2 protein-coding genes are annotated in these 1,041 nt (G+C 59.9%); both read right to left on the reverse strand.

Annotated features, from left to right (window positions below):
• Positions 1–363 (reverse strand): transposase (locus tag LH128_RS30425; protein ID WP_037519956.1); only part of this gene is annotated, 363 nt, incomplete at its 3' end.
• A 95-nt stretch (positions 364–458) separates the two neighbouring features.
• Complete coding sequence (locus tag LH128_RS30430) at positions 459–815, reverse strand: hypothetical protein (RefSeq protein ID WP_008833537.1); 357 nt, start codon at positions 813–815, stop codon at positions 459–461.
• Positions 816–1,041 lie beyond the last annotated feature (226 nt).

Here is a 1,041-nt window from a genome sequence, read left to right on the forward strand (position 1 = left end):
GACCGACTGGCTGTCGATCACGCCAGCGCTGGGAGAAGCCTCTCGCCCATCAGCTTCTCGGGCCATCATCAACAAGGTGTGGTTTATCGTCAGCCACAGCCCGTTGTCTCGCCACAAGTAGAACCAATGCCGCACGCTCGACACCGGCGGAAAGCAAGGCGGCAGCATCCGCCATGGCAGGCCTCCGCGCAGTAGGTACAGAATTGCCTCGACGATGCGTCGTAATGGCCATTTGCGGGGCCGTCCGACACGAGACGCAGGTGGAAGCAATGGCTCCAGCAGCGCCCACTCGGCATCCGTCAAATCGCTTGGCAAAGCTAGCCCTCTTCGCGCATGAAGGGCGCGAGTGGTATCGGTCCACATCGTTGAATCCATGGTAGTTTTTGGCGAAACCCATGAATCAATGACAGGCCAAAGCGTCAAGCTAACCTGCTGATACCACTCAACTTATTTTCCGATCAGGCTCTCAACATCATCCTGTATCTAGCGAGCAAGTGGTGGACTGCGGAGGGCATGTCCAGTTCCTGCCGCTCGCCTCCCATGTCGAGGATGGAAAGGGCGGTCACGTCGCCGAATGCCTCGGTGAAGCTGTCGAGCACCGAATCTTGCGCGATCATGTCGGCAATCTCTGCCTGTCGTGCGAGTGCTGCCATCTCGTCGGGGGTGGCTGCGGTTCCGGCTTCCTGCTCGCCGTTCATGGTGTCGGCAATCGCCTTGTCCAGATACTGCTTTCGCAGTTCGGCGGGTGTGGTGCCGATAGCCTTGGCCAGTTCGGCAAAGCTGCTATAGCTGCGGCTGTTCGTTTCCTTGGTCATGATTACTCATCCTTGGCAGGGGATAGCGAATAGGGTCGGGAGAGGGGGTCCAACCCTCTCCCTTCCCGTCGGGGGATTAGAACGCGGGGACGTGATCCTCTTCGCCCTGTGCGATGCGGCCATCTTCGGTTGCGTTGCCTTCACCGAAATTGTCGTCACGCTGGCGGCGGCGGGTCTGGCGGGTGCCGTCCATGTTCTGGCGCATGGGGGCCGGACGGTTCCAGAC

Source organism: Sphingomonas sp. LH128 (genome assembly GCF_000293195.2).
GTDB lineage: Bacteria > Pseudomonadota > Alphaproteobacteria > Sphingomonadales > Sphingomonadaceae > Novosphingobium > Novosphingobium resinovorum_A.